Source organism: Caballeronia sp. INDeC2 (genome assembly GCF_023631325.1).
In the GTDB taxonomy this organism is placed as follows: Bacteria; Pseudomonadota; Gammaproteobacteria; order Burkholderiales; family Burkholderiaceae; genus Caballeronia.
Map to the genome: position 1 here is coordinate 238631 of NZ_JALQDG010000042.1, position 26310 is coordinate 264940.

26 protein-coding genes are annotated in these 26310 nt (G+C 62.6%); 9 read left to right on the forward strand and 17 right to left on the reverse strand.

The features are described from left to right. Positions 1–2 precede the first annotated feature (2 nt). From tssG to NCS28_RS28325, 8 genes are all read right to left on the reverse strand, one after another. A complete protein-coding gene (gene tssG / locus NCS28_RS28290) occupies positions 3–1019 on the reverse strand; it encodes a type VI secretion system baseplate subunit TssG (protein WP_250517084.1) in 1017 nt (338 codons plus the stop codon). Continuing rightward, positions 1004–2857 (reverse strand): type VI secretion system baseplate subunit TssF, encoded by a 1854-nt coding sequence (gene tssF, locus NCS28_RS28295; protein WP_250517085.1) that lies wholly within the window; start codon positions 2855–2857, stop codon positions 1004–1006. The genes tssG and tssF overlap by 16 nt, the downstream gene beginning before the upstream one ends. Continuing rightward, complete coding sequence (gene tssE, locus NCS28_RS28300) at positions 2854–3363, reverse strand: type VI secretion system baseplate subunit TssE (protein WP_250517086.1); 510 nt, start codon at positions 3361–3363, stop codon at positions 2854–2856. The genes tssF and tssE overlap by 4 nt, the downstream gene beginning before the upstream one ends. Positions 3364–3370: 7 nt before the next feature. Beyond that, positions 3371–3862, reverse strand: coding sequence for an Hcp family type VI secretion system effector (locus NCS28_RS28305; RefSeq protein WP_250517087.1), 492 nt, complete (start codon positions 3860–3862; stop codon positions 3371–3373). A gap of 51 nt (positions 3863–3913) precedes the next feature. Beyond that, positions 3914–5422, reverse strand: a complete 1509-nt coding sequence (tssC, locus tag NCS28_RS28310; RefSeq protein WP_250517088.1) for a type VI secretion system contractile sheath large subunit — start codon at positions 5420–5422, stop codon at positions 3914–3916. 10 nt (positions 5423–5432) lie between these two features. Further along, positions 5433–5951, reverse strand: a complete 519-nt coding sequence (gene tssB, locus NCS28_RS28315) for a type VI secretion system contractile sheath small subunit (RefSeq protein ID WP_250517089.1) — start codon at positions 5949–5951, stop codon at positions 5433–5435. Between the two features lie 44 nt (positions 5952–5995). Next, positions 5996–7021 (reverse strand): type VI secretion system protein TssA, encoded by a 1026-nt coding sequence (tssA, locus tag NCS28_RS28320; protein WP_250517090.1) that lies wholly within the window; start codon positions 7019–7021, stop codon positions 5996–5998. A gap of 153 nt (positions 7022–7174) precedes the next feature. Next, positions 7175–7678 (reverse strand): DUF3455 domain-containing protein, encoded by a 504-nt coding sequence (locus tag NCS28_RS28325; protein WP_250517091.1) that lies wholly within the window; start codon positions 7676–7678, stop codon positions 7175–7177. A 172-nt stretch (positions 7679–7850) separates the two neighbouring features. On the opposite strand from NCS28_RS28325, the gene NCS28_RS28330 reads away from it, so the two are divergent. Next, positions 7851–8450, forward strand: coding sequence for a hypothetical protein (locus NCS28_RS28330; protein ID WP_250517092.1), 600 nt, complete (start codon positions 7851–7853; stop codon positions 8448–8450). 82 nt (positions 8451–8532) lie between these two features. Further along, positions 8533–8754, forward strand: coding sequence for a hypothetical protein (locus NCS28_RS28335; RefSeq protein WP_250517093.1), 222 nt, complete (start codon positions 8533–8535; stop codon positions 8752–8754). 101 nt (positions 8755–8855) lie between these two features. On the opposite strand, the gene NCS28_RS28340 is transcribed toward NCS28_RS28335, so the two are convergent. Continuing rightward, the gene (locus NCS28_RS28340) at positions 8856–9803 is read right to left on the reverse strand and encodes a LysR substrate-binding domain-containing protein (protein WP_250517094.1); all 948 of its coding nucleotides are present in this window, start codon (positions 9801–9803) and stop codon (positions 8856–8858) included. A 124-nt stretch (positions 9804–9927) separates the two neighbouring features. Between NCS28_RS28340 and NCS28_RS28345 the strand changes: the two genes are divergently transcribed. Beyond that, a complete protein-coding gene (locus NCS28_RS28345; protein ID WP_502801243.1) occupies positions 9928–11139 on the forward strand; it encodes an MFS transporter in 1212 nt (403 codons plus the stop codon). A 403-nt stretch (positions 11140–11542) separates the two neighbouring features. Here the strand turns inward: NCS28_RS28345 and NCS28_RS28350 are convergent, their stop codons facing one another. Further along, positions 11543–12670 carry a pyridoxal-phosphate-dependent aminotransferase family protein gene (locus tag NCS28_RS28350; protein ID WP_250517096.1) on the reverse strand — a complete coding sequence of 376 codons (1128 nt, stop codon included), beginning with the start codon at positions 12668–12670 and terminating at the stop codon, positions 11543–11545. 150 nt (positions 12671–12820) lie between these two features. On the opposite strand from NCS28_RS28350, the gene NCS28_RS28355 reads away from it, so the two are divergent. From NCS28_RS28355 to NCS28_RS28375, 5 genes are all read left to right on the forward strand, one after another. Then, entirely contained in the window at positions 12821–13720 is a 900-nt protein-coding gene (locus NCS28_RS28355) for a LysR family transcriptional regulator (RefSeq protein ID WP_250517097.1), read from the forward strand. Positions 13721–13906: 186 nt separating this feature from the next. Continuing rightward, positions 13907–15265: an MFS transporter gene (locus NCS28_RS28360; protein WP_250517098.1), complete on the forward strand. Its 1359-nt coding sequence runs from the start codon at positions 13907–13909 to the stop codon at positions 15263–15265. Between the two features lie 30 nt (positions 15266–15295). Beyond that, positions 15296–16336 carry an amidohydrolase family protein gene (locus tag NCS28_RS28365; protein WP_250517099.1) on the forward strand — a complete coding sequence of 347 codons (1041 nt, stop codon included), beginning with the start codon at positions 15296–15298 and terminating at the stop codon, positions 16334–16336. Then, positions 16333–17001: an RraA family protein gene (locus NCS28_RS28370; RefSeq protein ID WP_250517100.1), complete on the forward strand. Its 669-nt coding sequence runs from the start codon at positions 16333–16335 to the stop codon at positions 16999–17001. The genes NCS28_RS28365 and NCS28_RS28370 overlap by 4 nt, the downstream gene beginning before the upstream one ends. 62 nt (positions 17002–17063) lie before the next feature. Beyond that, positions 17064–17456, forward strand: a complete 393-nt coding sequence (locus NCS28_RS28375) for a hypothetical protein (RefSeq protein ID WP_250517101.1) — start codon at positions 17064–17066, stop codon at positions 17454–17456. 65 nt (positions 17457–17521) lie between these two features. Here NCS28_RS28375 and NCS28_RS28380 read toward each other — a convergent pair whose 3' ends face one another. From NCS28_RS28380 to kce, 5 genes are all read right to left on the reverse strand, one after another. Further along, the gene (locus NCS28_RS28380) at positions 17522–18721 is read right to left on the reverse strand and encodes an MFS transporter (protein ID WP_250517102.1); all 1200 of its coding nucleotides are present in this window, start codon (positions 18719–18721) and stop codon (positions 17522–17524) included. Between the two features lie 238 nt (positions 18722–18959). Continuing rightward, the gene (locus NCS28_RS28385; protein ID WP_250517103.1) at positions 18960–19226 is read right to left on the reverse strand and encodes a hypothetical protein; all 267 of its coding nucleotides are present in this window, start codon (positions 19224–19226) and stop codon (positions 18960–18962) included. Positions 19227–19365: 139 nt separating this feature from the next. Further along, on the reverse strand, positions 19366–20106 hold the full coding sequence (gene fabG / locus NCS28_RS28390; RefSeq protein WP_250517243.1) for a 3-oxoacyl-[acyl-carrier-protein] reductase: 741 nt from the start codon (positions 20104–20106) through the stop codon (positions 19366–19368). A gap of 11 nt (positions 20107–20117) precedes the next feature. After that, positions 20118–21461 carry an MFS transporter gene (locus NCS28_RS28395; protein ID WP_250517104.1) on the reverse strand — a complete coding sequence of 448 codons (1344 nt, stop codon included), beginning with the start codon at positions 21459–21461 and terminating at the stop codon, positions 20118–20120. Between the two features lie 47 nt (positions 21462–21508). Then, positions 21509–22447, reverse strand: coding sequence for a 3,5-dioxohexanoate:acetyl-CoA acetone transferase (gene kce / locus NCS28_RS28400; RefSeq protein ID WP_250517105.1), 939 nt, complete (start codon positions 22445–22447; stop codon positions 21509–21511). Between the two features lie 141 nt (positions 22448–22588). On the opposite strand from kce, the gene NCS28_RS28405 reads away from it, so the two are divergent. Next, positions 22589–23614 carry an AraC family transcriptional regulator gene (locus tag NCS28_RS28405; RefSeq protein ID WP_250517106.1) on the forward strand — a complete coding sequence of 342 codons (1026 nt, stop codon included), beginning with the start codon at positions 22589–22591 and terminating at the stop codon, positions 23612–23614. Between the two features lie 7 nt (positions 23615–23621). Here the strand turns inward: NCS28_RS28405 and NCS28_RS28410 are convergent, their stop codons facing one another. Beyond that, positions 23622–25835, reverse strand: coding sequence for a xanthine dehydrogenase family protein molybdopterin-binding subunit (locus NCS28_RS28410; protein WP_250517107.1), 2214 nt, complete (start codon positions 25833–25835; stop codon positions 23622–23624). Then, positions 25836–26291: a (2Fe-2S)-binding protein gene (locus NCS28_RS28415; protein WP_250517108.1), complete on the reverse strand. Its 456-nt coding sequence runs from the start codon at positions 26289–26291 to the stop codon at positions 25836–25838. Positions 26292–26310: the final 19 nt, after the last annotated feature.

Here is a 26310-nt window from a genome sequence, read left to right on the forward strand (position 1 = left end):
ATCTAGTCCTTTGCGTGAGATGAGGCGAGCGGACGCAGCGTGAGTTGCGTGGCGTCGTGCGTGGCGTCGCGCGCGTGCAGCCACGTCGTGTAGCCGAGACGCCGATGCCGCCCGAGCGTGAGACACGGCACGTCCGCGCGCTGCAATTGCAGGTTCACGTCCCAGTCGAGCGGATCGCGCACGTAGAGACGAACCCAGTCGACGAGACGCGTGAGGCTCGCGCCGTCCGGCAGGAAACGCTCGTAATCGCGCATCGAAAGCGGGCCGAGCACGACGCGGAACTTGTGCTGACGATCGAACACGCGCGCGCCGAGCGTCGTGCCGACGCCCATGCGCGCGCTTTCATCGCGTGCGCCGAGGCGTGTCAGCGAGCGCGCGGGCAGGTCCATCCAGTGCCCGACGTTCTGCGCGATCCGCACCGGCAAGCCGAAGTAACGCGCCAGCACGAGCCGCAATCCGGCGGCGTGGCGCGTCGGTCCCGCGAGCAGGCCGGCGAAATGCAGCTTGGCGAAATCGGGCACGGAATCGCGATCGCGCAATGACGCTTCGTTGAGGCCGAAGACGCTGCCGACATAACCGGACATACGGTCGTCGTCATCGCGATCGAGACTCACGACGGGCTGCCCCGCCGCCCACGCGCGATAGAACAGCGACGCCATGCGGTGATGGAACACATCGAGAAAGCGCGCGAAGGTCGGATCGCCCGCATTGCGCGCGCGATCCCGCACGTATTCGGTCAGATGCGTGGGCATCGGGCCGTTCGGGCCGAGCAGGCCGAAAAAGTTGACGGCGAGCTTCGGCGCGGTCTCTTGCGTGTTCGTGAAGTGCTGGAGCGTCGTCGGGAAAAAGATCAGCTCCGGCTCCTGAGCGAAGCGCACCGCGTCATCGCGCGGACGCATCGACGCGCCCATGCGCGGCAGCATCGGATGCGCGCATTCGACGAGCCGCACCGCCTGGAAGAAGTCGAAGCGGTTGGCGTCGGCCGAGAAGCGTTCGAAGAGCGTCACAGCGTCCGGCATTGCCCGCTCCCCGGCGCCCAGCGCATGATCTCACCGCGCCTGGTCGACGACACGATGGTTTCGGTGAAGGAATTCAGCGACACGTATTGCTCGAAGAAGCGCGCGAGCACCGCGCCGAACAAAAACGCGCTCGCGCCTTCGAAGCCGCTTTCGTCCAGCAGCACGTCGAGCGCGAGGCCGCGTCCGAACACGATCGGTCCGCGCGACGGCAGCCGGCGCGTGACGGCGCGCGAGCGGATCGAGCGCAGGCCTTCGATCTGTCTTGCCGCCGCGCTATCGCCTTCGGGCGCATAGAGCGCGAGCAGATCGCGCATGGCGCGTGCGCCGCTGCCGTCGCGATCGTCGACGAGCGATGCGTAGTTGAGCGACAGATGGCTCAGCAAGCGCCACGCAACCGCGCCTTGCGCATGCGAAGGCAACGGGCGGCTCGGCGGCGCGACGCATCGCACGCTCGACACGGGCGCTTCCAGTTCCAGCGTGAAGTCGGTCTCGCCGCGTCCGAGCGGCATCGTGATCGTCAGGTCGCGATTGGTGCACAGCACGCTGATGCCGAGTTGATGCAGATCGTCCGCGTACGGCGCTTCACGCGTGTCCACCAGCGCGATCCATGTTTCACTGCCCGCGTACGACGAACGCGCGCCACGCTCCTCCTCGCGCGCGGACGGCAGACGCTTTTCGCGCCGCACTTGATAGAACGCGGCATCGGCATCGTCGGCGCCGAGATCGCGCATGCGATAGAACGGTTCAAACGCGATCTCCGCGCCGCCGCCCGCACGATGGCCCGTCACGCCCTGCACGCGATACACCTCGAAGTCGCGCGGCCGCGTGCGATCCACGACGACGTGATGCTCGAACTGCTCACCTGTCACCGCAATGCGATCCGCGCGCCGCGCAAACAGATTGATAGCGGGCGTGCAATGCAGCGCAAAGTTGGCATGATCGACGAGTTGTTCGAGCGCGACATCGGCTTTCGAGAGCAGCACGATCAGCTCGATCTCGTTGCTGTCGCAGCGCGCGAAATGCGCACGAAGGCCGTCGATGCCGACGAACATGAAGCGCTGCGGGCACCCGAAATACTCCTGCAGCAAGCGGTAGCCCGGAAACGATTGCTCGCTCACGGGCAGGAGCGCTTCGTCATCGGAGAAGCCGAGCGGACGCAAGGACCATGACGGCAGCACCGCATCGCGCGTGGCGATGCCGAGCGTCGAGCCGATCAGCAATTCATAGAGCTTCGCGGCGATGCCGTCGTTGCCGCGCAGATGGATCGGCAGATGATCGAACGCGATGTCGCGGATCTTGCGCTCGCCGATCGCGCGCAACTTCATGCGCAAGGCCGCTTTCACGCCGCGCGGCAGCGGCGCCTGCACGCCCTGCAACGCACCGCTATGCGTGAAGAGCCGCGCCTCCACCAGTTCGATGGGCGACAAGGTCAGCGCATGCGCGGTGCGAAACTCGCAACGGGTGGAGCGCTCGCCGTCGAGCCTGCCATGAAGGGCCGTGCCGCGCGGCACCGCGACGCCCTCCGCCAGCGCGGGATGCGTCATGTCGGGCTGCACCTGCACGACGGTCATGGCGGGCGTCGGCGCGAGGTAATGCGGATACACGAGCTCGGCCAGATGTTGCGTGAAGCGCGGAAACTCCGCGTCGATCTTCATCTGCACGCGCGCCGCCAGAAAGCCGAAGCCTTCGAGCAAACGCTCGACATACGGATCGGCGCAGTCGAAGCCTTCGAGACCGAGCCGTCCCGCGATCTTCGGGAACGCCTTCGCGAACTCGCCGCCCATTTCGCGGACGTGCTGCAATTCGCGGCTGTAGTACTGGAGGAGATCGGGATTCATCGCTGCAACGTCCCTTCGTACACGTTGGCCTTGCCGGCTTCGAGATCCAGTTCGGTGCGCAGGTAGAGCCGCTCCGGAACCGGATGCGCATGCAGATCGCCTTCGATCATGAACGCGAGCGCGTTGTGCTGAATGGCCGCGTCATCGGACCGGATCGCGCGCACGCGCAACGTTCCCGGCACGATGCGCGGCTCGAACGCACCGATGGCGTCCATCATCATTCGTTCGATGCGCGCGACGTCGAGATTCGACGCGCTCTTGCCCGCGAGATCCGCGAAGCCGAAGTTGAGCACCGAATCCGCCACGCACGGATAGCGCGCGATGTCCTGCGCCGATGCGATGCCCTGCGCATTGAGCAGCCAGCCGAGATCGCGCATCACGCTCGTGCGTTGCGCGCGCGCCGAGCCGGCCCGCTGCTCGCGTCCTTCGCGCGTGGCGTCGGGTGCGTGATCGGTTAGACGATCGAGCAGCGAGGGCTGAAGGCGATCCGCTTGTCTCATGCGCATGGCCGGCTCACGCGGTCGCGTTGGCGGGGATGTTCCACTTGCTTTCGACCACGCCGCCTTGCGCCGAACCGGTGGTGGGGTCCTGCTGCTGATACGTGACGTGGAACTTCTCGAAGTTGAGCGTCACCGTTTCGGTGAAGCGGTCCTCGCCGTCCGAGCCGCCCGTCGAGTAGTTCGTGACGAGCACCTTCTCCAGCTCGATCGTGTAGTACTCGAGCGGCTTGGTGCCGCCCGCCTTGCGCACGGTCAGCTTGCCGGTCGGGAAGTGCTTGCCGGTCGAGCATGCGGTGATGATCGAGGGCGTCGCGCGATCCGTGTACTTCGTGACCGAGAGATCGTGCACCGCGACCTTGCCGCCGCCGCCGCCCGTGCCGAGGTGCATCGTGCCCGATTGCGACAGGCCCCAGCTCCACGAGAGCACGTCGATCTCGTCCTTGTGCTTCGAATCGAGCGATTCGCCCTTGACCGTGTCCAGCTTCAGAAAAATATCGACTGCCATGACGTTTCCTTATCGATGAGTGTTGGATGACGCGTGAATCAATCAGGTGCTTCAGGCCGCTTTCGCAGACGGCAGCTTGGAGACGAGCCGCAACGACACGGTGAGTCCTTCGAGCTGGTAGTGCGGGCGCAGAAAGAACTTCGACGTGCAATAGCCAGGATTGCCCTCCACCTCTTCCACCACGACTTCCGCCGCGGCGAGCGGCCGGCGCGCCTTGGTCTCTTCGGACGAGTTGGCGGGATCGCCGTCGACGTACTGGAGAATCCAGTCCTGCAGCCAGCGCTGCATGTCGTCCTTTTCCTTGAAGCTGCCGAGCTTGTCGCGCGCGATGCACTTGAGGTAGTGCGCAAAGCGGCTGCACGCGAACAGATACGGCAGACGCGCGGCGAGATTCGCGTTTGCGGTCGCGTCCGGGTCTTCGTATTCGATCGGCTTGTTGAGCGACTGCGCGCCGATGAAAGCCGCGAAGTCGGAGTTCTTCTTGTGCACGAGCGGCATGAAGCCGTTCTTCGCGAGCTCGGCCTCGCGCCGGTCGCTGATGGCGATTTCGGTCGGGCACTTCATGTCCACGCCCCCGTCGTCGGTCGGAAACGCGTGGACCGGCAGGTTCTCCACCGCACCGCCCGACTCGACGCCGCGAATGCGCGAGCACCAGCCCCAGTTCTTGAACGAGCGGTTGATGTTGGCGGCCATTGCATACGCGGCGTTCGACCATGCGTATTTCGATGCGTCGGTGCCCGCGGTGTCTTCCTCGAAGTCGAATTCCTCGACCGGGCTCGTCTTCGCGCCGTACGGCGTGCGCGCGAGAAAGCGCGGCATCGCGAGACCGATGTAGCGCGAGTCCTCGGAGTCGCGCAGCGAGCGCCACGCGGCATGCTCGGGCGTCTGGAAGATCTTCGTCAGATCGCGCGGATTCGCCAGCTCCTGCCACGAGTCCATCAGCATCACCGCGGGATCGGCGCCCGCGATGAACGGCGCATGCGCCGCCGCTGAAATCCGCCCAATCTGCGTGAGGAAGTCCACGTCGGGGGCGCTGTTGTCGAAGTAGTAATCGGCCACCAGCGCGCCGTACGGCTCGCCGCCGAACTGGCCGTATTCCTCTTCGTAGAGCCGCTTGAAGAGCGGACTCTGATCCCACGCAACGCCCTTGTACTTGCGCAGCGACCGATGCAGATCCGCCTTCGATATGTTCATCACGCGCAGCTTGAGGCTCTCGTCGCTCTCGGTATTGGTGACGAGGTAATGCAGGCCGCGCCATGCGCTTTCGAGTTTCTGGAAGGGCTCCGCGTGCAGGATCACGTTGATCTGCGCGCTGAGCTTTTCATCGATGCGCGCAATCAGCGCCTCGATAGTCGAGAGCGCATCGTCGGAGACGCGATGCGTATCGAGCAGCGCTTGCTCCGCGAGCGTGCGCACGGCGCTTTCCACCGCTTCGCGCGCCTTGTCCGAACGCGGACGAAACGCCTTTTGCAAGAGCCGCTGGAACTCGCCGGATGCGTCGGCTTCCTGCGCTTCCGCTTGCTGTGTTTCTGCGGATCGATCGAGGTTGGTGTCTGCCATCGTGGTTCCTTTATTCAGAGTCGGACGCAACGCCTTCGGGCTTCGGCGCGGCCGCGAGCGCGTTCAGCAGCGCGGGGTCGTCGAGCAGTTGCGCGACGAGCTTTTCGGCGTCGGTCTTGCCGTCCATGTAGGTCAGCAGGTTGCGCAACTGACTGCGCGCTTCCAGCAACTTCGCGAGCGGTCCGACCTTGCGCGCGATCGCGGCGGGCTCGAAGTCGTCCATGCTTTCGAAGGTCATGTCGACGCCGATCTTGCCCTCGCCGGTCAGTGTGTTGTCCACTTGCATCGCGACGCGCGGCTTCATCGAGCGCAGGCGTTCGTCGAAGTTATCGATATCGATCTCGAGAAACTTGCGATCCGCGACGGGCGGCAAATCTTCTTGCGGCTGTCCCGAGAGATCGGACAGCACGCCCATGACGAACGGAAGATTGACCTTCTTCTCCGAGCCATAGACTTCGACGTCGTACTCGATCTGCACACGCGGCGCACGATTGCGCGCGATGAATTTCTGACTGCTCTCCTTGGCCATCTGACGTTTCTCCTGGTTGAAAAAGCGATGCGGTGCGGCGCCGGTCACTCGGCCGCCGGTTCGACGGCTGACGCACCGATCACCTGAGTGAGTTGCGCGAGTCCTTCCGGCGCGAGGTCTTTCATCAAGTCGACGAACGACTTGTCGATGAGGCTGCGCGCTCGATCGAGCAACAACGGCACGGGGCTCGCGGGCTCGTGGCGCGCGTAGTACGCGCAGATGCGCTCCAGCGCCACCGCAACGTCCGCACGGCTTCCGATGACGTCGCTCGATGCGGCTACGGGCGATGCGTTCGCTTCGACCGCTTGCGGCTGCGCTGCGGTCTCTTCGCTCACGGGCGCTCGCAGCAGGGACGATGCCTTTTGCAGCATGTTCTTGAGTGCGCCGAAGTCGGGAGCGCGTTGCGCGCCGACGCGCGCGCTCATGATTTCTTCGATCGACGTTGCGTGCGCCAGCGCGGCATCGAGCGCGGCTTTCGTGCGATGCCTTTGCCCCGCCGATGCCGCGAGCGCCGCTTCGATTTCCGCGACGCTCATGACCGTGCGGCCTTGCGGCGCGATTGCGTCGCCGTTCGCATACGACCATTCGCGCAGCGTGATCGTCGAGCCGCGATCCGCGAGCGGCGCATCCGCGAGATCGGCAAGGATGCCGCGCGGATCGACCCATGAAGCAAGCGCGTTGATGCGCGCGGTCGGATCTTCGTCGCTGCGATCGACTTGCGGATGCGTGTGATCCCACTCGCCTTCGAGCAACGCGGCACTCAACGCGAGTCCGCCCGCGATGCTCTCGAAGCCTTCCAGCGCCAGCCGCGCCCGCGACAGATGCACGATCACGCGCAAGTCGCGAGTGCGCGCCATCAACGCCGTGCCAATGGCATCCGCCGCTTTCCAGTCCGGCGGCACGGCGGCCACCAGCGTGTCGCCGTATTCGGCCTCGGGGCGTCCGCAAACCGCTTCCTCAAGTTCGCGGAATTGCGCGTCGTATTCCAGATCGGGGCCGCACGGCGCGTCGTCGCCTAGCGGAGCGAGCCATGCATTCCAGTCCTGATGTGCGGTGAGTTCAGTCGACATGACGGTTTCAATGGAACGTGAAGCAAACGATTGACGTATCTCTCGCTTTTCAAAACATCCGAAGAGCGTCTTTATTCCTTGCTTTGATTTAGAGTCGCACTACTAATTATCTTTTCGGCGAGCCACGCCGGTGTCGGCGTGACCTGTCGGCCGCTATTGATAGAACACGTATGTGGCGATATACGGCGAGCTTCCCGATTCGTGCTCCACCGTGCACGGCGCCGACGGCTTCGCACCGCCCATCGTTTTCACACGCTGCACGTAGCGCACCGGGGAAAGCTGCCCCGGTGCGCCAGTCGAGCGCGCCCGAAGCAGAAGTTGCGGCACGCTGCCGGGCGCGTCGCTAGGGGTTTGCACAAGAACGCGTCCTTCGATGCGGCTGCCGTCTCGCGCTTCCCACGATGGCCCCGCCGAATGCTCGATCACCGCGACGCCGTGATCGTCGAACAAGGTCGCGCGCGGTTGCCTGAACGTCCAGCCGAGCACGTGGTTTGCGTCGTATTCGCAGGCGTAGATCTGCACGCCGGCTGCGCTCGCGCTGAAGCTCGCGCGCGCGTCGGGCGGCTCGATCGATTCCGCTTGCGCGGACCACGCGGTCATCGCCAGCACCACACCCGCTGCTATCGAAAGACGCGTTCGGAATGTCGGGCCAATCATGGCGATGCTCCCTGCTTGTGCTTGAGTCGTTGGGCGAATGCGGATCGGACCGCTCTTTCACAACACCCGACCACGGCGGACTATTCCATGCGTTCGATGGAATAGTTCGCGCCGGCTGACTGTTTCCGATTGACTGTTAATTCTCGCGAGTGAAACAACGATGAAGGCCAGAATGACCATCTCCAACCTGTCGATTCCCTACGAGCGCATCAGCATGGCCGGCGGGCGTCTGACGACCGAGCCGGCGGGACATCACTTCGATCTGAGCTTTCGCGTCGAGGTGAGGCCGCGCATGCTCGGCCGCCTGTCGGGCGAGGACATCGAATGTCCGGTGCTGCAATGGAACGAGCGCATCGAATGGTTCGATTACGACACCGCCGCGCAGGCGTGGCGTTTCGTCGGCGAGAACGCGCGAGACATGTACGAGCATAAGCCCGACTCGAAGACTTTCAGGATATGGCATTCGTTGCGCTACCTGATGGCGACCGACGACACCAACCATCCGCCCGCCGAACTCAAAGCGCTCCAGTCCGATGCGCAAGCGAAGCAATGGATCGCGCGCAACGGCTTCGCGTGGAACCTCGCCATTCGCGACATTCCGTCGATGGCATTCGCGGCGGCTCGGGCGGCGGCGGAGGCGACAGCCTCGTCACAGGCGACACGCGCCGGCGCGTCATCTACTTCGATCTCGGGTTCTCGGGTCACGCCGAGCGCGTCCGCTGCGTACAGATTCTGGAAACGCAACAAGGGCAACTCACGATCCGTCACCTGATACGCGGCGAGATTCAGAAGGCGACGGTGGATCATCCGGACAATCTCGAACGCTGGCGTTTTCAGTTGCGCACGGGGCACCGATGAGCGATCTGGAAGCGGGAAGCTGGGATTGTGCCTCGGCGGGATCCAGCAGTGCGATCTACGACTTCCCGAAGAACAAGGTGTCCAGTTTCGTCGGGCCGAACGGGACACTCGCCTGTCATTGGGAAGACAATCCGAAGGGATATACGCCGGGCTTCGGCATCGGCAAACCGGTGCAGACGTGGTATCGAACGGGCGTGCCGTCGGATGTGATTCAGTGATGCGTCATGGAGCTCGATGCGGTTCCTTCAACCAATTGGCTCGAGCCTGAAGGTATGCCGGTCGAATGCTTCTGATCAGGTACGGCGTTTGTGCCCTGCCCTCAAGGCCGCAGTCGGGTTTGATCCGGCGCCTCCAGACCCTGCGTTGCCCTTGAGAGAATCCAACGCTTGAAAGCGATGATCGCGGGCTCGTCGGCACGCTCCGTGTTGACGACCAGGGTGTAGTCGGGTCCTCGCCATGCAGGCTCCGATATCGGACACACGAGGCGCCCCGCTGCAATCTCCCGCTCGATGAGCGGCAGCGACGCCAGCGTCACGCCGAGGCCTTCTACCGCAGCGCCCAGTTGAAGATAGACGTGATCGAAGTCGAGATGACGGGCGCCCTGCAGGCCAGGTGCGCCGGCATCGCGAAGCCAGTCGGACCATGCCATGCGCGTGCTCGTGGAGTGAAGGAGCGTGTGATTCCGCAAATCGGCGACCGTCCTGATCGGGTGACTGAGCAGCACCAAAGGACTGCAAGCGGGCAGCCGGAAGTCAGGCATCAGCGTCGTCGATATAAGTCCTGCTGCATCCTCGGGGCCCGAGCGCAGGCCGATATCGAAAGCGTTGCCGACGTAGCGCAATCTGCGTGAGGTCGTCGAGAGTCGCACATCGATGTCTGGATAGCGCGCCTGGAAATCCGCGAGACGCGGTATCAGCCAGCACAAAGCGAAGCTCGCCAGCGCGTTCACGCGCACGACACCCGTGATACGGCGCGTGATGGGTTCTTGCCGCAATCGGGTGACTGAACTGCTTAGACGCGCGAATGCGCCTCTGACATCGTTGAGCAGGGCCGCGCCTTCGTCTGTCGGCACGACGCCGCGCGAGCGGCGCTCGAAGAGCGCAACGCCGAACCAGTCTTCCAGCAAGCGAATCTGTTTGCCGACGGCCCAGTGCGTGACGTGCAGATCACTCGCCGCCGCCGCGAAACTTCCCAGGCGCGCGACCGCCTCGAAGTGCCGCAACGCATTGAGAGGGGGCAGCTTTTCAGCGTCCTTGCCAATGTCCATAGGTGACTTTTTCTCCCGTCTGAGTCAATTTTACGTCAGTGGTGGCAAGTCTTGATGGAACCTAGACTATGAGGGCCCCGTGAACCATTTTTCGGACTGTCGCTTCGACGATAGCGGTTGAACCATGAGACTCTTTTCTTTCTCCTCTTCGACGGGTGTAGCCGATGAACCCGGTCGATCGCCCTCCGTTTCGCGCACGCGCGTATTGTGGGTCTCGTGCATGGCGCACGCGCTGCACGACGGTTACACGGACATGATCTATGCCCTGCTTCCTGTGTGGCAGGCGGACTTCGGTCTCAGTTACGGCGCACTGGCCATGTTGCGCGGCATCTATGCGGGCACGATGGCGACGCTTCAACTTCCCGCGGGACGTCTTGCCCGCACCTTGGGCACGCGCGCGACGCTCGCCTTCGGCACGTTGATGGCTGCGTTGGGCTATGCCATCGCTGGCATGTCCGGAACGCTGGTGGGCTTATGCATCGCGCTCGCCATCTCGGGCAGTGGCTCCAGCACGCAACATCCCCTGGCGTCGGGTGCAGTGTCGCGCGTGTATGGACGCAACGCCCGGGGACCCCTCAGCGTCTACAATTTTTCAGGCGATCTCGGCAAATCCGCACTTCCGGCAGCGATCTCTCTATTGATCACCATCATGCCGTGGCGTCATGCGCTTTGGGCCATATCGGCCCTGGGCGTTTTACTGGCGGCGGTGATTGCACTTTTTCTCCCGTCGATGCCGAAGGGCGAATCTCGCATCGAGGAAACGTCGGAACTAGGCGGCAACGGCTCGCGCTCGGGCTTCTCCCTGCTGCTCACAATCGGCGTGCTCGACACGGCCGTGCGCATGGGCTTGTTGACTTTCCTGCCCTTTCTCTTGCGAGCGAAAGGCATTTCGCAACCCATGATGGGCACCGCGCTCGCCCTCGTCTTCATGGGCGGCGCGGCCGGCAAGTTCGTTTGCGGGTGGATTGGCGCACGCGCAGGCGTGATCGGAACCGTGCTCGCGACCGAAGGCGCGACGGCAGCGCTGATTCTTGCGGTGATCGTCCTGCCGCTGACGCCCGCCATGATCGTGTTGCCGCTGCTCGGCGTGATGCTCAACGGCACATCGTCCGTGCTTTATGGAACGGTGCCCGAACTGACTTCGATCGAGCGCACCGAGCGGGCGTTTGCGCTCTTCTATACGGGCACCATTGCTTCGGGGGCCATCGCTCCGGTTGTCTATGGTTTTCTGGGCGACCGATTCGGCGTACACGGCGCCACGATCGCGACAGCAGCAACGGCGATGGCCATTTTTCCGCTGGCGCTCGCTCTTCGTCCTCGTCTGCGCACGCTGTGAGTCCGGCCGAGGGCGTTGCCGCGTCCTGTCACCGATTGGCATGCCACGGCGCCCCGGGCCGCGAACAATCTTTCGTCGCCGGAGGAGGCACCAATGTTCAGATCGAGGTAAAGGAGTCCAGGCGTTACGCCAATAGGGCGGATGGCGTTGCGGGCAGTTCGAGAACGGCAAGGCTAATCCGCGTTTGAAAATCGTCAATAGCTGCTTTGCTTGCCACGCGAAATTGCGAGCTAGCGCGGATTTCGTGTTCACGACATATTCGAAGTAGGCCGGCTTTCTTTGCTCGCAACGGCAATTCCTTTACGGCGCAGCAAAAGCCAATTCAATCGTGCGCGTAGCTCGCTCGGCAGCTTCCGAGGTCATCCTGCCGATGCGATCGAAAGTCGCCCCTACAGAAAGACTCCTAAAGAAAAGTGTCCAGCGCGTTGGCGAACCTGGCGACCGTGCCTTCGACGTCATGTAGCTTATCCAGGCCGAATAACCCGATGCGAAAGGTCTTGAAATCTTCAGGCTCGTCGCATTGAAGCGGAACGCCGGGCGCGATTTGCAAGCCGGCGTCGGCGAATTTCTTTCCCGATCGTATGCCGTCGTCGTCCGTGTAACAGACCACGACACCCGGAGCCTGAAAGCCTTCGGCCGCCACGCTTTTGAAACCTGCCCCGGTCAGAAGTGCCCGTATGCGCTCGCCGAGTTCGAGCTGCTCCGCTCTCACCTTGTCGAAGCCGTATGCCTCGGCTTCCTTCATGACGTCACGCAGCGTCGCGAGGCTGTCCGTGGGCATCGTCGCGTGGTACGCGAAACCGCCCTTCTCGTAGGCTTCCATGATCTGCAGCCATTTGCGAAGATCGCACGCGAAACTGGTGCTGGTCGTCGAGTCGATTCTTTCGCGGGCGAGAGGACCGAGCATGACCAGTGCGCAGCACGGTGGCGCGCTCCATCCCTTTTGCGGTGCGCTGATCAGGACGTCGATACCACTGGCCTCCATATCCACCCAAACCGCACCGGAGGCGATGCAATCCAGTACGAACATGCCGCCGACGGCATGTACGGCGTCGGACACGGCGCGTAGATAGGCATCGGGCAGCATCATCCCGGATGCGGTTTCGACATGCGGCGCAAAGACCAGATCCGGCTTGTTTTCCTCGATCGCAGCGATCACTTCTTCGATCGGAGGCGGTACATAGGCGGCCTGTCTTCCCTGTTCGAAAGGACGTGCCTTCAACACCAGCGATTCAGACGGGATCCCGCCCATGTCGAAGATTTGCGACCAGCGGAAACTGAACCATCCATTGCGGATGACCAGACATTTCTTGTTCGTCCCGAACTGCCGCGCAACGGCTTCCATGCCGAAAGTCCCGCTGCCCGGGACGATAACGACCGACTTCGCGTTGTAGACTTTTTTCAGGGCGGCGGAAATATCGTGCATGACTCCCTGAAAGAGTCGCGACATATGATTGATGGAACGGTCGGTGTAGACGACGGAATATTCGAGGAGGCCCTCGCTGTCGACATGGGGAAGTAATCCTGGCACGTTGGCCTCCGGTATGGACGGATGAGCGAATCGAAAGCTCATTCTAACGAAAGCCGCCCGCAGCGGTATCGGCCGAGACCATCTCGCATATGACATCATGAGTCCCCGAGCCGCAAGGGGCGAACTCCCCACTCTCGCAGGAACGTCGACATGAATTTCAGGTCTTTGCAGTGCTTCGTCATTCTTGCCGAAGAACTGAACTTCAGCCGCGCGGCCGAGCGCCTGCATATCGCGCAACCGGCACTGAGCCAGCAAATCCGGCTGCTCGAAGAGCGGCTCGGCACTCAGCTCGTCGATCGCGCGAGGCGGCCGCTGCGGCTTACCGAAGCGGGCCATTATCTCTGCACCGAAGCGCGTCAGATTCTGGGCTCCTGGGAACAGGCGAGTCTCGGTGCGCAGGAAATCGGCATCGGGCGGCGCGGGTGGCTGTCGATCGGCTTCACGCGATCAGCGATGTACAGCATCCTGCCGCCCGCGCTGAAGGCGTTCCATCACTCGTATCCGGAAGTCGAACTCAAGCTGTTCGAGATGTTGACCGAAGAGCAGACCGATGCACTGCGCGACATGCGCATTCACGTCGGGATCGGACGCCAGCCGCTCGACATCCACGGCTGCATGTCTTATCCGATGCTGCGCGAGCATATCGTGGCGGTCCTCGCGCCCGATCATCCGCTGGCGGGAAAGAAGAAAGTGCGTATCGCCGAACTCGAAGATACGCCGCTGATCCTGTATCCCAAGCATCAGAATGCGCAGTTCAAGCGCACCGTGCAGTCGCTGTATCGCGATGCAGGCGTGACGCCGTTCGTCGCGCATCAGGCGTACGAGATCCAGACGGCGATCGCGCTCGTCGCGGCGGGCCTCGGCGTGACCTTCGTCGGCGAGTCGGTTGCGCGGCACGGTCGCGCGGACGTCGTGTTTCGTCCGCTCGAGGGCCCGGGCGCGACGCTATGGTCCACGCTTGCCGCGACCTTTCGCTCGGACGACGACTCCGCTCATCTGCGCGCCTTTCTCCGCTGCCTTCCCGCGCCTCTCAAAGACGCCGCACTATAAGCATCGCCTTATAGAAGAATAAGGAACGCGTCTTGGACGCGGGCCGTCACGCTTCTTATCATCGGCTCTAGTGCTCTGGAGCGGGCCGCCCTTGCGCGTGTCCCGCCTGAGCACACAGACGGCGAAGGCCGTTTGTAAAGCAGGGCCGCAGAGCCCTCGCATCCTCGAAAGAAACGCGGAGACGGCATGACCCCATTCAACGAAGCGGCGACCATGCGAAAGGTGTACGGGCGGCTCATGCCCCTGCTCTTCGCGATGATGTTCTTCAACTATCTCGACCGCATCAACATCGGTTTCGCGGCGCTCGACATGAATCGGGCGCTCGGCTTCTCGCCCGCCGTGTTCGGCTTCGCGGGCAGCATCTTTTTCGTCGGCTACATGGTGCTCGAAGTGCCGAGCAATTTGCTGCTGCATCGCGTGGGCGCGCGCCGCTGGATCGCGCGCATCCTGCTCACGTGGGGCGCGGTGGCGGCCGCCACTGCGTTCGTCTTCGACGACAAGAGCTTCTACGTCCTGCGTTTTCTGCTCGGCGTGATGGAAGCGGGTTTCCTGCCGGGCGTCGCCGTCTACCTGACGAAGTGGTTCCCGGTGCGCTACCGGGCGCGCGCGGTGGGCGGCTACATCATCGCCGGATCGTTTTCCGCGGTGCTCGGCGGCCCGATCTCGACCGCGCTGATGACCTACGCCAACGGCATACTGGGCCTGCAAGGATGGCAATGGATGTTCATCCTCGAAGGCATTCCGGCGATGCTCCTCGGGCTGCTCACGCTGCGCATCATGACGGAGCGGCCCGCCGACGCCGACTGGCTCGCCGATAACGAAAAGCAATGGCTCGAAACGACGCTCGCGGCCGAGCGCGAAGCCGTAGGCGGCAAGACGCATTTTCCGCTGTTGCGCGTGGCGGGCGACATCCGCGTGTGGAGTCTCGCGTGTCTGTTCGGCTGCGCGCTGGTCGGCATCTACGGCCTCTTTCTATGGCTGCCGCAGATCGTCAAGAGTCTCGGTCATCTGAGCAATATCGAAGTCGGCTTTCTTTCGGCCGCGCCGCCGCTCCTGGGCGTGCTGGGCACGTTCGTCATCAGCCGCAGCTCGGACCGCACCGGCGACCGCAAGAAGCATCTCGCGTTCGTCTACGGCATGAGCGCCGTCGCGATCGCCGGTAGCGCGTATGCGCCGAATCCCGTCATCGCTTACGCGCTGCTGTGCGTGACCGGTCTCTTCATCTACGCGGGCAATCCGCTGTTCTGGAGCCTCGCTTCGTCGTTCAGGACGGGCGCGGCGGGCGCGGCGACGATCGCGCTCATCAATACCATCGCGCAGTTCGGCGGGCTGGTCGGGCCGTGGAGCATCGGCCTCGTGCGCAGCGCGACGGGAAACTTCAAGCTCGCGTTGCTGACGATCGCGGCGTTTCTCGTCATCGCGACGATCATCGCGCTCGTGATGCGTGTGAAGCCCGCCGACGACGAATCCGACGCGCTGCCCAATGCGGGCACCACCGCGGGCACCACCGCGGACACCACCGCGGACCCCGCCACGCGCACCTGAATCCCGCCATCAACGATACGGAAGTCACGCATGATCATCGATTGTCACGGCCACTACACCACCTCGCCGCCCCAGCACGAATCGTGGCGCATGCAGCAGATCGCCGCGCTGAAGGACGGCGCAGCGCCGCCGCCGCGCCCCGCGATTTCCGACGATGAAATCCGCGAGAGCATCGAAGGCGGGCAGCTTCGCATCCAGCGCGAGCGCGGCACCGATCTCACGATCTTCTCGCCGCGCGCCGCCGGCATGGGCCATCACCTCGCCACCGCCGATGCCAACGCGGTATGGTCGGCAGAATGCAACGACCTCGTGCATCGCGTGTGCGAGCTCTTTCCGCGCAACTTCATCGGCGTCTGCCAGTTGCCGCAGGCGCCGGGCGTGCCGCCGGAGAACTGCATCGCCGAGTTGCGGCGCTGCGTGGAGGAACTCGGTTTCATCGGCTGCAATCTGAATCCGGATCCGTCGGGCGGTCACTGGTCGGGGCTGCCGCTCACCGACCGCTCGTGGTATCCGCTCTATGAAGCGATGGTCGAGCTCGACGTGCCCGCGATGATCCACGTGTCGTCGTCGTGCAATCCGAACTTTCATGTGACCGGCGCGCATTACATCAACGGCGACACGTCCGCATTCATGCAGTTGCTGCAGGCCAATCTGTTCGCCGATTTCCCGACGCTCAAGTTCATCATTCCGCACGGCGGCGGCGCGGTGCCGTATCACTGGGGACGTTATCGCGGACTCGCGCAGGACATGAAGCGGCCGCTGCTCACCGAGTATTTGCTGAAGAACGTTTTCTTCGATACCTGCGTGTATCACCAGCCGGGCGCCGAACTGCTCGCGAAGGTGATTCCTGCGAAGAACATTCTGTTTGCATCGGAGACGATCGGCGCGGTGCAGGGCATCGATCCCGAAACCGGCCATTACTTCGACGACACGCGCCGTTATATCGACGCGATCGAATGGCTCAGCGACGCCGATCGCCAGCGCATCTACGAGGACAACGCGCGCGCGGTCTACGGGCGCCTGTCCGCGCAACTCGCACGACAACACTCGACTCAAGGAGCAACGACATGAATCCGGCCGGATGGCGCGAATACGAATCCGCGCCCCAGGCGAGCGCCGCGACGCTCGCCGCCCTGCGCGAACTCGCGGTATCGCTTTTGAGCGACAACATGGCCCGCGCGAGCGGCGCGACCGGCCTGCGGCCTTTTCATCGGCCGAAGCCGATGGCCGGAACCGCGGTCACCGTGCGCACGCGCGGCGGCGACAATCTCGCGATTCATCGCGCATTCGACTTTTGCCGGCCGGGCGACGTGCTCGTCATCGATGGCGCGGGAGAACTCACGCAGGCGCTGATGGGCGACATCATGGCGAGCTTCGCCGAAAGCCTCGGCGTGCAGGGCCTCGTGATCGACGGCGCGATCCGCGATGTCGGCGAATTGAGCCAGCGCGACTTTCCGGTGTACGCGCGCGGCGTGACGCATCGCGGGCCGTACAAGAACGGGCCGGGAGAGATCAACGTGCCGGTGACGGTGGGCGGGATGGTGGTACATCCGGGCGATATCGTCGTCGGCGACGAAGACGGCGTGCTTGCGATCGCGCCCGCGGATGTCGAAGCGGTGATCGAGGGCGCGCGCAAGCAGGCGGCGAAGGAAGCGGCGGCGCTGAAGTCGATCGCGGAAGGCCATTTCGATCGATCGTGGGTCGTGCCGCAGCGCGATCGCATGATGAACGGTTGACGGCTTGCTGAACCGTTGCGGATGCGCGCATCATGGCGCGTCCGCCTTCGACTACATCGCTCATGCCCGACTATCTGGACACCGCCGCACTGATCGAACTCGCACGAGGCGCCGAAGCCAAGGCTCCCGGTGCTTGCACGTGCACGAAAACGCCGTTAGATGGCTGGCAATCCCAGCCACTTTCCCTCGACGAAACGCAGTTCCGCGAGATCGGCACGCTGGTTTCAGAGCACCACTCAGAGCCGACGTTTGCCGAATATCTGCCCGGCAAGATGAATTACTGGTCGGCCGATGCGCCTATCGCGCCACGCTACTTTCCGTACAACCGCTGCAGCGTGTGGGAATGTTCAGACTGCGGGCGGCTGTATTTGCGCTATACGGAAGGTGGCGGTTATTTCGTCGATCGCCGGATTCGCGCGGTGCGTTCGAGTCTGATCGAAGACGTGTCTCTGTGAGTATTTCTTTTTAGCTCTTCATCAGGCCGACGGCTGAAGGCTGCACGAGCGACACTCCGGCCTTTCTACCGAAGCGACCTCTCCTTAACCGCTCGAAGTGTCAGAACGCTGTTGCCAGCGATACCTGTAATGCCCAACGCGATCAGCGCTCCGGTCGGTCCGAGCACTGTTGCAAGCAGGCCTGCTAACAGGGTTCCGAGCGGCCAACATCCGATACCGACAGTGACCAGACCGAAGACGCGACTGCGCATAATGCCGGGCACGGACTCGATCACGATAGTCGTCTGATGTATGTTGTAGGCGGCGCTACCGAAGCCACCGATGAAGAGAATGACGAGCAACGAGACCAGCGAGCATGGGAAAGAACTTGCGAACCCGGCAACCGCAATAGCCAGGAAAAACACACTCGACCCGGTTATCAACCAGACAAAGGACCTCCCTCGTAGACGAGCGCTTCCGATGATCGCGCCGGCGACAAAGGATCCTGCAGGCTCCGCCGAAGAAAGCACGCCGATCATCGTGGCTGACAGGCTGAATGTCTCCGTTCCGAGAGGTGTCAGTAGAACGTTATAGCTATAACCGCACAGGTTCGTGATTGTCGTCACGATCAAGAGCGCCATGATTGTTTTACTGTCGAGCGCGTATTGCCACGCTTCCTGGAGGTCGTTGCGGATCCGGTTGAGGGAGAGTCGCCCGGACGGCGCCTGCACGGTCGAAAGTCGAAAGATGCACGCCGCGGCGCAAAGCGACGCCGTTGCGGAGAGGAAATAGGATGTCGAGACGCCGAGTGCTCCGTAGATCAAGCCTCCAAGCAGAGGCCCGATACATCGCGTCGCGAAGTTGGTCATGCTGTCGATAGCGACCGCGCGAGAGGCCATCGCCGTACCTGCTGTCTCTGCAATCATGCGCCGACGCGCAGGCATCTCGGTGGCATAGACGACACCGCTCACGAGCGCGGCAGCGCAAAGGTGCCATGTCGACAGAACCCCGAGGAAAGACAAGACGCCCACTGTCCCCGACGAAGCGCTCGCCAGCAACAACCCGAAAAAAACTATTTTCTTGCAATCCATTGCATCCGCGACGACGCCCATGACCGCGCCGCTCAAAAGCAGCGGAAGACTTCGGCACGCGGAAACGACCGCAACCGCTACAGCCGAATTCGTAGCCTTAAAGGTGAACAGCGCGGCTGCGAGCATTTCCAGCCACATCATCGAGGTTGAGACCGCGCCGGCCGTCCAGAGCGGTAAGAAACCTTTGGTGCGCATCACGCTTGTCGGGTGCATCGATTGCGTTACACCATGTTTCTTCGCGTATTGAAGCTCTTCACTTCAAGCGTCGTGACCGGAAGCGGTGAAGCAGCGGCAGCGGCAGCGCGCCCAGGTTCAGCCGGAAGCGCCCTGTTACGCGTTGTCGTGATCGCTGAACTGCGAGCGCATCGGGCATAGGAAGGGCGATGCGGGTTGTATCAGCGCGCTAGCCCCGTCATGTCGATGTCGTTCGTTGTCACTTTTTTTCGAGCGCGTCGTCTTTGCCGGGTGCCTCGGTATTGTTGCCTGACTCAGGTGAAACTTCTTGTTTCGACCGGTGTTGCGCAAGACGCTCTTCGTCCTCTCCGGAAGCCGGCTGACGCACTCCCTGGGCGGGATCGCCGCCTGTGGCGGCGCCCGGTCCTGTCTGATTCCCCAGAGAGCCACCACCGCTTGCTCCGCTGCCTGCGTCGCCGAGCGGCTTATCGGTGCTGCCCGGTCCTTCCAAACGATCGCTGCTCATGACCAGTCTCCGTTCTCTTGAACTCGTTAATGAGCAATGCACATGCCAAGGTCGCCGGCTTGGCTTGGCATGTCGACGCCATCGCGATAGCTGACCCTTCGCGACGAATGCCTGAAGCGAACCACACTGCGGCGTGCCTTTAAAGCGTCATACCCCCAGACACTTCGATCACCGCACCATTGATATAACTCGCCTCGTCGCTGGCAAGAAACGCGTAGACGTTCGCGACCTCTTCCGGCGCACCGAGGCGGCCCAGCGGCACCTGTTCACGCATCTTGCGCAGTACGTCTTCGGGTATCGTCGACAGAATCGACGTATCGATAAACCCCGGCGCCACCGCATTGACGCGAACGCCCTTCGGCCCCAGTTCCCGGCTCCATGTCTTCGTGAATCCGATCACACCGAACTTGGACGCAGCATAGTTAGTCTGCCCAAAATTCCCATAGATACCCACGACCGAACTCGCATTCAGAATCACGCCCGAGCCTCGCGCGACCATCCCTTCCACGACGGCCTGGCTAGCATGAAAGACAGCTCGCAGATTCACGTCGATCACCGCATCGAATTGATCGAGGGTCATCTTCTGAAGACGTGCGTCGCGCGTGATGCCTGCATTATTCACAAGCACGTCGATTCGACCGAAGCGCTTGATGACGCTCGCGACCAACTCGTCGACGCCGCGCGGGTCGGTCATGTCGATGCAATATCCCGCCGTTTCCCCACCCGCTTTCCGGCAAGCCTCGGTCACTTCCTTGAGCGATGACTCATTCACATCGCACACGACAACCGCCGCACCTTCCTGCGCGAACTTGCGAGCGGTAGCCGCGCCGATTCCCTGCCCCGCGCCCGTAACCAGTGCGACCTTTCCCTTTAATCTCATCTTGTCCTCGTTCAAGAATGCATTTCGGCCGCACTGCCGTTTCCAAGCGAGTGCGATGCTTCGGTCTCGCGGCGAATCGCCCTTGCGAACACTGGCACGAGCAGCAGGCCGAGCAACGACGCCACGAGAATGATGTAGAAGCCGGAATCGCTACGACCCGTCACGGTTTCAGCCAATCCAAACAGATAAGGTCCGACGAACCCGCCGATCAATCCGATCGTGTTGATGAACGCAAGCCCCGCCGCCGCCTGAATGCCGTGAAGGCGCTTCATTGCAATGGCCCAGTACGATGGCAACACGCCCCCGGCAAAGAAGGCCGTCACCGCCAGAAGCACCATGCGTGCCGCAGGATTCGACGTGGCGATAAACGCGCACGCGCCTGCAATGAGTCCTACCGTGAGAATGCCCAGGTACGCGCAGTCATTGCCATAACGCCGATGAATCCGCGGAAGAATAAGCACGCCCAACAGGAAGCCAAGCCCGACGCTCGCGGCAAGCACCCCGACGAGAAGCGGCGACTCGACATGCATCTGCTGAATCATCGAGGGCGCGAAAAAGTAGAGCCCCACAAACGCCACTTGATTGAGGAAATAGATCAGGCCCATCAGCACGGTCGTGGGACGCTTCAACGCCGCCATCCAGTCGGAAGACGTGAGCTCCGGATGCCCTTGCGCGTCCGCGGCTGCGCGTAATTCCAGCGCCTGAGCTTCTTCAGAAGACAGCCAGCGAGCGTCGCGTGGGCGCTCCGGCATCTTGAAGAAAAGCAGAACGCCGACCAGCACGCTGGGAATGCCTTCGATCATGAACATCCACTGCCAGCCATGCAGGCCACCGATGCCGTTCATCTGCATCAGCGCACCGCCGAGCGGACTGCCGAGCATCAGAGCAAGCGCCGGCGCAATATAGATCCAGCCCACGACGACAGGCTTGTCGTTCGGTGCGAACCACAGCGTGACCATATACATGAGCGCAGGAAAAAGCCCGGCTTCTGCGATACCCAACAACACCCGCAGAACATAAAACGACCACTCGCCTTGCACGAACATCATCGCGGTGGAGAGAATGCCCCAAGTCACCGCGATTCTGGCAATCCATCGACGCGGCCCGATTCTATGCGCAGCGAGATTGCTGGGCACTTCGAGCAACGCATAGCCGATGAAGAAGATGCCCGAACCCAATCCATACGCGGCGGCACTGATGCCCACGTCGATTGCCAATTGTGCTTTCGCCAACGCGACGTTCGTGCGATCCAGAAACGACATGAAGTAGATCGCGCACATGAGTGGAATGAGCCGCCGCATCGCTTTCTGAGTCGCGATGCGATGCAGCTTGTCGAGGTTATCGATGATGTTCATTTTGTCTCCGGGATGGGTCTGCGCCCTGTCTACGAATATCGAAAGTCTTACGGTGTAACCTTGTCGCGCCCCTTCAATCCCAGCATGGCGCGCGCGTCGTCCGGCGTCGCTATTTCAAACGACAGTTCTTCGAGAATTCGACGTATCTTGCTCACTTGCTGCGCGTTCGACTCGGCCTTCACGCCTTTCGCGATATACACGCTGTCTTCCAGCCCGACGCGCACGTTGCCGCCGAGAATCGCGCTCATCGTGACGAGCGGCATCTGGTGACGGCCCGCACCCAGCACGGAAAAGTGATAGTTCTCGCGCCCGAACAGGCGATCGGCGGTTGCGCGCATCACGGTCATGTTCTCCGGGTCCGCGCCCATTCCACCGAGAATGCCGAATACCGACTGAATGAAGAACGGCGGCTTGATCAAACCCTGATCGACGAAATGCGCGAGATTGTAGAGATGTCCAAGGTCATAACATTCGAATTCGAAGCGAGTGCCTCGACCGCCGAGTTCGAGAAGAATGCGCTTGATGTCCTTGAAGGTGTTGCGGAAGATCATGTCTTCCATGCCTTCGACATAACCCTTTTCCCATTCATAGCGCCACGACGATACCTTGCTCGCAAGCGGATGGATCGAGAAGTTCATCGACCCCATGTTGAGGGAACACATCTCGGGCGCCGCCTGCAACGGATAGGCGAGCCGCTCTTCCAGCGTCATGCGCGTGCTGCCGCCTGTCGTGATGTTGATGACCGCATCCGTTGCCGCTGCGATAGCGGGTACGAATTCGCGGAAGATATCGGGGTTCGGCGTAGGACGGCCGTCGTTAGGATCGCGTGCGTGAAGATGGATGATCGCCGCTCCCGCTCGAGCGGCATCGATCGCCTGATCGCGGATTTGCGCGGGCGTTATGGGCAGATGCTCCGACATCGTCGGGACGTGAGTGGCGCCGGTGACAGCGCACGAAATGATGACCTTGCGGCTTGAATCGCTCATCGGGAAAATCCTCGTCTCCATTTGCTTTCAGCGCCCTTCTTGCACGGAGTGACGCCTTGTGACTCAAATCTTATTGAGGTAGCATCTTCGAGAAAAGGTCTTTTCCGGACACTCGCGAGTCCTCAGAGGACAACAGAAAACATGGCCACCATTCGCCCTCCGCTAAACGAACGCATGTTCGCGCCTTACAAGATCGCCGCGCTTGTCGAGGTGCTGGCGGAGCAAGGCATCGCGCCCGAAGATAGCCTGAGCGGCTCGGGCGTCACGGTCGGCGAACTGCAAGACGCGTCCGTCCTCACGTCCGTCGGGCAGTACGCAACCGTCTGCAGAAACGCCGTGTCGCTGGGCTGCGATCCGGCTACCCCGTTCATGGTCGGACGCAAATTGCATCTGTCCGCCTACGGCATGTATGGCTACGCGCTCATGTCGTGTTTATCGTTGCGCGACTACTTCAAACTCGGCGTGAAGTATCACCGGCTCGCGACGCCGACCGTCGCAATCGAATGGACGGAGTATCCGGATCGCATGGTCTGGACCTTCCCCGATGCGTTCACGTCGAGCCCGTCGCGCGAATTGCGCGAGTTCATCATCGAGCAGCAATACACGCAGCACGTGACGCATCTTCAGGACGTCGCCGGCGGCGTATGTCCGCCGGTGAAAGCGTGCTTCTCGTATCCCGCGCCCGCGCACGCGGATATCTACCCGGACTATCTCGGATGCGAATGTCTCTTCGGTCAGGCGCAATGCGAGTTGATCTACGACAGCGCGATCCTCGACCGCAAACCGCAACTCGCTCACCCGCTTACCACGGCCATGTTGCAAGAGACTTGCGATCGATTGATCGGACAGGCGAAGACATCGAGCGGCGTCTCGGGCGAGGTGTACCAATGCCTGATGGCCACACCCGGATCGTTTCCCGACATGGAGAGCGTCGCGAAGTCGATGCATCTCACGTCGCGCACCTTGAGGCGGCGACTGGACGAAGAAGGCTCGTCGTTTCAGGCCATCGTGGATGATGTCAAACGCTCGCTCGCGCTCGAATACCTGAAGACGACGAAGATGAGTACCGAGGACGTGGCAATGCTGCTCGGCTTCAGCGATGCCGCGAATTTCCGTCGCGCGCTCAAGCGCTGGACGGGAAAAGGCGCCGAAGAACTACGTCATTGAAAGCATCTCAGGTTCGAACGACCTGACGCAAATCGAATGGCGTTTCTCGCAGGCGCTTGCCCGTCAGCCTGAACACGGCATTGCCGATCGCCGGTGCAACCGATGGACTCGACAACTCGCCCACACCGCCAGGCTTGGACGGATCGCCCTGCACGATGTGGATGTCGATGTCGGGCATGTCGTTCATGCGCATCACGCGATACGAATCGAAATTGCTTTGCCGGACCTGACCGCTGCGGATATCGATGCGATCCGCGAGCGCGTGTCCCAGTCCCCACATCAATCCGCCGTACAACTGCTCTTCGACGCCGCCCGGCGACACCGCGAGCCCGCAGTCGGCCACGCATGTGAGCTTGTCGATCACGACGCCTTCGCCACGGCGCGTCACGCGCGCGATCACCGCGATATAGCTGCCGTATGCACGGTTCGTCGCAACGCCGAGCGCGGTGCCGCGCGGCAGCGGCTTGCCCCAGCCGGCTCGCGTCGCCGCCTCGCGCAGCAAGGCGGCATGCCGCGCCTCCTTCATATGCGCGATCCGAAAATCGACCGGATCGCGACGCCCCGCATGCGCCGCTTCGTCCATGAACGACTCGACCGCGAACACGTTCGGGATATAACTCACCGCGCGATACCAGCCCGTCGGCACGCCCGTTTCGTGACGCACCCAGCCGATGTCCGCATGCGGCGCGCCATAGGCGAACTCGAACTTGCTGATGGCTTCCGTGGTGCTGTAGTCCATGCGATCGGGTCGATCGAAATAACCCGGCTCCCATTGCTCGGGCGATGCGGGCATCACCGCGCGCAGTTGCAACGCCGAGAGATTGCCTCGCGAATCGAGCACGGCCCTCGCACGATGATGGCTCGCCGAGTGATAAAAGAGCGCGCGCATTTCGTCTTCGCGGCTGTTCATCAGCTTGACCGGCTGGCCGGTTTGCAACGCGAGCCACGTGACTTCGAAAAGCCAGTATTTCGATTCGCGCGCACCGAAGCTGCCGCCCGAAACCAGCTCATGCAGCACGACGCGATTCGCCGGAATGCGGCCGATCACTTCCGCCGCCTCCTGTGCCGTCGACGGCACCTGCAGGCCGCCCCAATATGCAATGCCGCCGTCCTTCGCCCAGGCCGTCACGTTGATGGGTTCGAGCGGATTCTGCGCCTTGTAAGGCATCGAGTACGACGCCTCGATCACGCGCGAGCCGCGCTTCAAGATGGATTCGGCGTCGCCGTTCCTCACGGTCGGCACGACGCGCGCGGCGGGATCGTCGAGCCATGCGGCCTGACGCGCGGGCAGATCGCGGCTGTCGAGGCTTTCGAACGGACTGTCTTCCCATTCGACGCGCAACGCCGCCCGCCCCTTGTGCGCGGACCAGTAATCGTCGGCGAGCACGGCCACGCCCGCCTGATTGCCGCCGAGCACATCGGGGCGGCCTGGTATCTGCAACACCTGACGCACACCGGGCACGGCGAGCGCCGCTTTGGCGTCGACGCTGCGCACGCGCGCATCGATCACGGGCGCGCGCGTGACGACCGCGACCAGCATGCCGGGCAAGCGCACGTCGATGCTGTATGCGAACGCGCCGCACACCTTCTGCGCAGCATCGCGCTTCTTGCGCAGCTTGCCGATATATTTGAACTGCAACGGATCCTTCAGCGGAACGTCTTTCGGCACGGGCAAGGTCGCGGCGACGGTGGAAAGCGATCCGTAGCTCGCACGCGCGCCGCTCGCCTTGTCGATCACGAAGCCATCGTCGGTGGAACATGCGGACGGCGGCACGTTCCACTGCTTCGCGGCGGCCGCGATCAGCATCGCGCGAGCGGTCGCGCCCGCATGCCGCAAGCGATCGAATTCGAGCGACACGCTCGTGCTTCCGCCCGTCGAAAACACCTTCCACAGAGGATGAATGTAATCCGCATAGAACGGGTTCTCGGGCGTGATCACGTCGATGCGAAACGGATCGACGTCCAGTTCTTCCGCGACCATCGCGGCAAGCGCGGTGCGCGTGCCGGTGCCCGAATCGTGCTTGTGAACGACGAGCTTGATCGTATCGTCAGGCAGCACGCGCACCCATGCGTTCGGCTCGAATTCTCCGTCGCGTGGATGTGGATCGCCGTTCTTCGCGAATGCATCGGGCAGCCGAATGCCGATCGCGAGCCCCGATACCAGCAACGCGGACCCTTGCTGCATGAAACGGCGGCGCGCCGCGCGATGTTCGATTCGCATTCAGGCCTCCGCTGCCGCGCGTTTGATCGCCCGGCGAATGCGCGCATACGTTCCGCAGCGGCAGATGTTGCCGGACATCGCGGCTGTGATGGCGTCGTCGCTGACGGACGTCTTGCCCTTCAGAAACGCGGCCGCCTGCATCAATTGCCCCGACTGACAGTAGCCGCATTGCGGCACGTCTTCCGCGATCCACGCGCGCTGCAACGGATGATCACAGTCCTTCGAAAGCCCTTCGATCGTCGTGATGCGCCGGCCCGCCACGGCCGCGATCGGCAACAGGCACGAGCGCACCGCTTCGCCGTCCAGATGCACCGTGCACGCGCCGCAAAAGCCGCCGCCGCAGCCGAATTTCGTGCCTGTCAGACCCATCGAATCGCGCAGCACCCACAACAAAGGCATGTCTTCCGGTACATTGTCGAGCGAGTGCCGCGCGTCGTTGACGATGATTTCGATCATGCGCTGTCTCCTGAATGTC

Bases quoted from the DNA above. Each gene is read 5' to 3' on its own strand.
- tssG (WP_250517084.1), bottom strand. From the start codon at position 1,019: ATGCCGGACGCTGTGACGCTCTTCGAACGCTTCTCGGCCGACGCCAAC.
- tssF (WP_250517085.1), bottom strand. From the start codon at position 2,857: ATGAATCCCGATCTCCTCCAGTACTACAGCCGCGAATTGCAGCACGTC.
- tssE (WP_250517086.1), bottom strand. From the start codon at position 3,363: ATGCGCATGAGACAAGCGGATCGCCTTCAGCCCTCGCTGCTCGATCGT.
- NCS28_RS28305 (WP_250517087.1), bottom strand. From the start codon at position 3,862: ATGGCAGTCGATATTTTTCTGAAGCTGGACACGGTCAAGGGCGAATCG.
- tssC (WP_250517088.1), bottom strand. From the start codon at position 5,422: ATGGCAGACACCAACCTCGATCGATCCGCAGAAACACAGCAAGCGGAA.
- tssB (WP_250517089.1), bottom strand. From the start codon at position 5,951: ATGGCCAAGGAGAGCAGTCAGAAATTCATCGCGCGCAATCGTGCGCCG.
- tssA (WP_250517090.1), bottom strand. From the start codon at position 7,021: ATGTCGACTGAACTCACCGCACATCAGGACTGGAATGCATGGCTCGCT.
- NCS28_RS28325 (WP_250517091.1), bottom strand. From the start codon at position 7,678: ATGATTGGCCCGACATTCCGAACGCGTCTTTCGATAGCAGCGGGTGTG.
- NCS28_RS28330 (WP_250517092.1), top strand. From the start codon at position 7,851: ATGACCATCTCCAACCTGTCGATTCCCTACGAGCGCATCAGCATGGCC.
- NCS28_RS28335 (WP_250517093.1), top strand. From the start codon at position 8,533: ATGAGCGATCTGGAAGCGGGAAGCTGGGATTGTGCCTCGGCGGGATCC.
- NCS28_RS28340 (WP_250517094.1), bottom strand. From the start codon at position 9,803: ATGGACATTGGCAAGGACGCTGAAAAGCTGCCCCCTCTCAATGCGTTG.
- NCS28_RS28345 (WP_502801243.1), top strand. From the start codon at position 9,928: ATGAGACTCTTTTCTTTCTCCTCTTCGACGGGTGTAGCCGATGAACCC.
- NCS28_RS28355 (WP_250517097.1), top strand. From the start codon at position 12,821: ATGAATTTCAGGTCTTTGCAGTGCTTCGTCATTCTTGCCGAAGAACTG.
- NCS28_RS28360 (WP_250517098.1), top strand. From the start codon at position 13,907: ATGACCCCATTCAACGAAGCGGCGACCATGCGAAAGGTGTACGGGCGG.
- NCS28_RS28365 (WP_250517099.1), top strand. From the start codon at position 15,296: ATGATCATCGATTGTCACGGCCACTACACCACCTCGCCGCCCCAGCAC.
- NCS28_RS28370 (WP_250517100.1), top strand. From the start codon at position 16,333: ATGAATCCGGCCGGATGGCGCGAATACGAATCCGCGCCCCAGGCGAGC.
- NCS28_RS28375 (WP_250517101.1), top strand. From the start codon at position 17,064: ATGCCCGACTATCTGGACACCGCCGCACTGATCGAACTCGCACGAGGC.
- NCS28_RS28380 (WP_250517102.1), bottom strand. From the start codon at position 18,721: ATGCGCACCAAAGGTTTCTTACCGCTCTGGACGGCCGGCGCGGTCTCA.
- NCS28_RS28385 (WP_250517103.1), bottom strand. From the start codon at position 19,226: ATGAGCAGCGATCGTTTGGAAGGACCGGGCAGCACCGATAAGCCGCTC.
- fabG (WP_250517243.1), bottom strand. From the start codon at position 20,106: ATGAGATTAAAGGGAAAGGTCGCACTGGTTACGGGCGCGGGGCAGGGA.
- NCS28_RS28395 (WP_250517104.1), bottom strand. From the start codon at position 21,461: ATGAACATCATCGATAACCTCGACAAGCTGCATCGCATCGCGACTCAG.
- kce (WP_250517105.1), bottom strand. From the start codon at position 22,447: ATGAGCGATTCAAGCCGCAAGGTCATCATTTCGTGCGCTGTCACCGGC.
- NCS28_RS28405 (WP_250517106.1), top strand. From the start codon at position 22,589: ATGGCCACCATTCGCCCTCCGCTAAACGAACGCATGTTCGCGCCTTAC.
- NCS28_RS28410 (WP_250517107.1), bottom strand. From the start codon at position 25,835: ATGCGAATCGAACATCGCGCGGCGCGCCGCCGTTTCATGCAGCAAGGG.
- NCS28_RS28415 (WP_250517108.1), bottom strand. From the start codon at position 26,291: ATGATCGAAATCATCGTCAACGACGCGCGGCACTCGCTCGACAATGTA.